Here is a 4,768-nt window from a genome sequence, read left to right as displayed (position 1 = left end):
GTCTGAGCCTCGTGCAGGGCGATCTCCAGGGTCTCGCCGCGGCTGAACCGGACGAGCTGGGTGACCAGCATCTCCAGCCGGTCGCAGAGCGCGCCGGCGTGTTCCAGCTCGTTGGCCAGAGAGGCGAGGACCTGAGGGGTCTGGGCGGTGGATTGGCTCATCAGAACAGCTCCAGGTCCCCATCGTCCTCGACCACCGGAACGGGTTTGGGCGGCGTCTTCAGACGCGCCACTTCGTTGGTGTCGGTGACAGTGCGTTGTTGCGCGCGGCCCGTGGTCGGCCAGTATTGGACGCGCCGGGCGCCGAAGCCCCCGAGGCTGCCGCCCACCACCGGAATGCCTTCGTCGCGCAGGAATTTCTCGGCGAAGGCGGCGTTGGAAGCGCCGACGTCGGACAGGCCCCCGAACATGCGGGCGCCGCCGAACAGCTTGGCCTCCATGCGCTCGCGGCGTCCGCCATTGCGCAGCAGTTCGTTGATCAGCAGCTCCATGGCGAAGGCGCCGTAACGGCGGCCCTCGTCGAGGCCCTCGGCCTTACCTTCGGGCAGCAGGAAATGGTTCATGCCGCCGAAGCCGACCGCCGTGTCACGCAGGCAGACCGCCACGCACGAGCCGAGAATCGTCGTCAGCATGACGTCCGGATCGGAGGAGACATGGTGCTCCCCCTGGACGACATGGACCCGTTTTCCAGGTCGATTAGCGACGTTCTCAAAGATCATGAAAGGGGCCCAAACACCGCTTCGATTTTTTCTTTTAGGGTCTGTGTCGTGAACGGTTTGACCAAATAATTATTGACGCCGAATTGAACCGCGCGCTGAACCAGCTCGCGATCGGCCCGTCCGGTCAGCATGATCACGGCCACTTTCGAGGTCGGACCGTGGGCTCGGATGGCGCGCAGCAGGCCCAAACCGTCGAGCTTGGGCATGTTGAAGTCGGTGATCACCAGGTTCACCGGCAGGCTCAGCATGGCGCGCAGGGCTTCTTCGCCGTCGGGCGATTCCCGGGTCTGGGTGATCCCAAGCGCATGCAGGCTGGTGCGGATCAGCGACCGCATGGTCTGCTGGTCGTCGACGATCAGGGTTTTCAGGGCGGACGCGGCGGGCATCACACGCTCCTTTGAGACACGGCCGCGGCCGAGCAGACATTGAGAATGGCCGGCCCCATACGCGACAGGCCGACCTGCTTTTCCACCGCTCCGATCTCGAAGGCGGCCTTGGGCATGCCGTAGACGACGCAGCTGGACTCGTCCTGGCCCAGGGTGCGGGCGCCGGCCTTGCGCATGGCCGCCAGTCCCGCGGCGCCGTCGCGCCCCATGCCGGTCAGAATCACACCAACGGACGGACGGTTCAACTTTGCCACCGACTCAAACAGCACGTCCACGGAGGGGCGATGACCGTTCACCGGATCTGACTCCCGCAGGCGGCAGACCGGATGGGCGGAGGAGACCACCTCCAGGTGAGCCACGCCGCCGGGGGCGACATAGACGTGGCCCGGCATCAGCCGCGCCCCGTCGTGGGCCTCGGCGACCGTGGCGCCGGAGATGCGGTTCAGGCGCTCGGCGAAGCTCTTGGTGAAGGTCGCCGGCATGTGCTGGGTGATAACCGTCGGCGGGCAGGTGTCGGGGAAGTTGGCCAGGATGGTCATCAGGGCCTCGACTCCGCCCGTGGACGAGCCGATCGCCAGGATCAGTTCACCAGCCGCAGCGTAATTCTTCTCGCGTTCCACCGGCGCCACTGGACCGGTGTAGGGCCGCACCCGCGCGCGGGCGGCGGCTTTCACCTTGTCAGCCAGGTCAGCGAAGGCGTCGTGCGGACTGACCCCGCCGCCGGGCACAGGCTTGCCGACGCAATCGACGGCGCCCAGCTCCAGGGCCTCAATGGTGATCTCGGCGCCCTTCTGGGTCAGGGTCGAGACCATGACCACCGGCGTCGGGCGCAGGCGCATGATCTTTTCCAGGAACTCGATGCCGTTCATGTGCGGCATCTCGACGTCGAGGGTGACCACGTCGGGATTGAGCTTCTTGATCTGCTCGCGGGCTTCCAGCGGATCGTTGGCGAAGCCCAGGACCTCGATGTCCGGGTCACGCTTCAGGGCCGCCGCGATCAGGCCGCGCATGGTCGCCGAGTCGTCGACGACGAGGACTCCAACCGTCATCGGCCGCTCCTCAAGGCATAGGTGGTGAGACCGGTGGTCTCGAAGATGTTGGTGGCCGCCCCGGTCACCCGCTCGGAGTGGCCGATATAGAGGGTGCCGCCCGGATTGAGCATGGGGGCGAAGCGACTCCAGATGCGTTCTTGGGTCGGTTCGTCGAAATAGATCACGACGTTGCGGCAGAAAATGGCGTCGAACTTGCCCTTCATGGGCCAGTCGCCGATCAGGTTCAGCTCGCGGAAGGCGACCAGGGCGCGGAGCTCATCGGCCACTTCCCAACGGCTGTCCTGGGCGCCGGTTGTGGGCTTCTTGAACCAGCGGCGGCGCAATTCCACAGGAACTGGCGCCACGGCATCCTCGCGATAGATTCCCGCACGGCCTTCGGCGACCATGTTGGGGTCGATGTCGGTGGCCAGGATCTTGACGTCCAGGTTGGCGGCTTCCGGCAGGGCCGAGAGCACCGTGATGGCCATGGAATAGGGTTCCTGGCCGTTGGAGCAGGCCGCCGACCAGAGGCGAATCTTGCCGCCCTTGCGGGCTCGGTCCACCAGGGGCGGCAGGACCACGTCGCGCAGGTGGTCGAAGTGGTGCGGCTCGCGGAAATAGCGGGTCACGTTGGTGGTGAGCGCGGCCATCATGGCCTGGCGCTCGTCCACCTCGCGGACGTCCTCCACCAGGGCGCAGTACTCACGGAACGAACGCAGGCCGAGCGACCGCAGGCGCTTGGCGAGGCGCGAATAGACCAACGCCGCCTTGCCCTCGGCCAGCGCGATGCCCGCGTGAGAGTGCAGAATCTGGGCGATCTGCTGGAAATCCTCATTGGTGAAGAGGAACTCGCCCTCGACGAGATTGCCGGTCTTGCTGGGGAAACTGCTCATGCCGCCTCCGCTTCGATTTCCGGCAGGACACGGTCCAGAGAGATCAGGCTGACCATGCGGCCCTCAATGGCGAACAGGCCCTTCACGAAGGTCTTCACCTGGTCGCAGGCCACGTCCGGGGTGGGTTGCACCATGTCCTCGGTGACGTTGATGATGTCGCTGACGGCTTCCACCAGCAGGCCGAGGGTCCGGTGACCCTGGTTGACCACCATGATCACATGGCGGGCGCTGGGTTCGGCGGTGGTCAGTCCCAGGCGGGCGCCCAGGTCGACAATCGGCAGCACCGCGCCGCGCAGGTTGATGACGCCCTTCATGTAGGCCGGCGTGCGGGGCAGGGGCGTGGCCGTCGTCCAGCCGCGGATTTCCCGCACCTGCATGATGTCGACGCAGAATTCCTGGTCGCCGATCCGGAAGGCGATGAGTTCCCGGGCGGCTCCGGTGGAGGTGGTGACGGGCGCGGTCATGCTCAGCTGGCCATTCGCTTTTCGCTGGGACGCGCCGCCGGCTTGCGGCGCTGCGTGGTGACGAGGGCGTCAACGTCGAGGATGAGGGCCACGCGGCCGTCACCCAGGATGGTGGCGGCGGCCACGCCGTCGATCTGCTGGTAGTTGGCTTCCAGGCTCTTGATGACCACCTGGCGCTGGCCCTGGATGGCTTCCACCAGCAGGGCGGCCTTGCCACCTCCTTCGCTCTCCACCAGGACGGCGACGCCGGTGGCGGGATCGATGGCGGTTTCACGGAAGCCAAGGGCCACGCCGACGTCGATCAAGGGCACGAAGATGTCGCGGATGCGGATAACGGCGTCCTTGCCGCCGATATAGTGCACGTCCTCGGTGCGTGGCGTCAGGCTTTCGACGATGGCCGAGAGCGGGGCCACCAGGGTCTGCTCAGCGGCGGTCACCACCATGCCGTCCAGGACCGCCAGGGTCAGCGGCAGGGACATGGTGAATTTCGAACCCTTGCCGGGTTCAGACGAGATGGAGATGCGACCGCCCAGGCCTTGGATCGAGCGGCGCACGACGTCCATGCCGACCCCCCGGCCGGAGATGTCGGAGATCACCTCGGCGGTGGAGAAGCCGGGCAGGAAAATCAGGTTGTCGATCTCTTCGTCCGACAGCACTTGATCCTCGGTGATCAGGCCCTTGTCGACGGCGATCCCACGGACCCGTGGGCGGTTGATGCCGCGGCCGTCATCCTGCAGTTCGATGACGATGCGGCCGCCACGGTGCAGGGCGCGCAGGCGCACCAGGCCCTCTGCGGGTTTGCCGGCGGCGGCGCGACCCTCGGGATCTTCAAGGCCGTGGTCGATGGCGTTGCGCAACATGTGAGTGATGGGGTCGGCCAGGCGCTCGATGACGGTCTTGTCGACCTCGGTGCCTTCGCCTTCCATCACCAGCTTCACGCGCTTGCCGGTCATGTCGGCCACTTCGCGGGCCAGTCGCGGCATCCGCTGGAACACCGACTTCACGGGCTGGGCGCGGATGGCCATGACGCTGTCCTGGATCTCCCGGGTCAGCAGTTCCAGGTCCTCAAGACCCAGCGCGACATTGGAAGATCGCGCCAGGCCGCTCTCCAGGACCCTTTGCGACAGCATGGCTTGCTGGATAACCAGCTCGCCGACGGCGTTGATCAGACGGTCGACCCGATCCAGGTCGACGCGGATGGTGACGCTCGCCGCCACTGCCGGCGCGGCGTTCGGGGCGGGCGCAGCGGCCGGCAGTGGCGGCGAGCGTCACCATC

Annotated in this window: 5 protein-coding genes and 1 pseudogene; all 6 read right to left on the bottom strand. The window is 66.5% G+C overall.

All coding sequences use genetic code 11. From position 1 onward, the window contains the following. Positions 1-160: 160 nt before the first annotated feature. Positions 161-718, bottom strand: coding sequence for a chemotaxis protein CheD (locus AAC997_RS19875; protein ID WP_340647438.1), 558 nt, complete (start codon positions 716-718; stop codon positions 161-163). Next, positions 715-1,104 (bottom strand): response regulator, encoded by a 390-nt coding sequence (locus AAC997_RS19870; RefSeq protein ID WP_340647437.1) that lies wholly within the window; start codon positions 1,102-1,104, stop codon positions 715-717. The genes AAC997_RS19875 and AAC997_RS19870 overlap by 4 nt, the downstream gene beginning before the upstream one ends. Further along, positions 1,104-2,153: a chemotaxis response regulator protein-glutamate methylesterase gene (locus AAC997_RS19865; RefSeq protein ID WP_340647436.1), complete on the bottom strand. Its 1,050-nt coding sequence runs from the start codon at positions 2,151-2,153 to the stop codon at positions 1,104-1,106. The genes AAC997_RS19870 and AAC997_RS19865 overlap by 1 nt, the downstream gene beginning before the upstream one ends. After that, entirely contained in the window at positions 2,150-3,028 is an 879-nt protein-coding gene (locus AAC997_RS19860; RefSeq protein ID WP_340647435.1) for a protein-glutamate O-methyltransferase, read from the bottom strand. Before AAC997_RS19860 ends, AAC997_RS19865 begins: the two co-directional genes overlap by 4 nt. Continuing rightward, positions 3,025-3,492 carry a chemotaxis protein CheW gene (locus AAC997_RS19855; protein ID WP_340647434.1) on the bottom strand — a complete coding sequence of 156 codons (468 nt, stop codon included), beginning with the start codon at positions 3,490-3,492 and terminating at the stop codon, positions 3,025-3,027. The genes AAC997_RS19860 and AAC997_RS19855 overlap by 4 nt, the downstream gene beginning before the upstream one ends. 2 nt (positions 3,493-3,494) lie before the next feature. After that, positions 3,495-4,721 (bottom strand): annotated as a pseudogene (locus AAC997_RS19850) (chemotaxis protein CheA); the annotation flags it as partial. Positions 4,722-4,768 lie beyond the last annotated feature (47 nt).

This window comes from Phenylobacterium sp. (genome assembly GCF_037968635.1).
Taxonomy (GTDB): domain Bacteria; phylum Pseudomonadota; class Alphaproteobacteria; order Caulobacterales; family Caulobacteraceae; genus Phenylobacterium.
Note: the sequence above shows the minus strand (reverse complement) of the source record. Positions and strands in the feature narration are given on the sequence as shown.

What these genes read in the sequence shown, in the direction of transcription:
- AAC997_RS19855 (WP_340647434.1), bottom strand. Translation starts at nt 3,492, where the DNA reads ATGACCGCGCCCGTCACCACCTCCACCGGAGCCGCCCGGGAACTCATC.
- AAC997_RS19860 (WP_340647435.1), bottom strand. Translation starts at nt 3,028, where the DNA reads ATGAGCAGTTTCCCCAGCAAGACCGGCAATCTCGTCGAGGGCGAGTTC.
- AAC997_RS19870 (WP_340647437.1), bottom strand. Translation starts at nt 1,104, where the DNA reads ATGCCCGCCGCGTCCGCCCTGAAAACCCTGATCGTCGACGACCAGCAG.
- AAC997_RS19865 (WP_340647436.1), bottom strand. Translation starts at nt 2,153, where the DNA reads ATGACGGTTGGAGTCCTCGTCGTCGACGACTCGGCGACCATGCGCGGC.
- AAC997_RS19875 (WP_340647438.1), bottom strand. Translation starts at nt 718, where the DNA reads ATGATCTTTGAGAACGTCGCTAATCGACCTGGAAAACGGGTCCATGTC.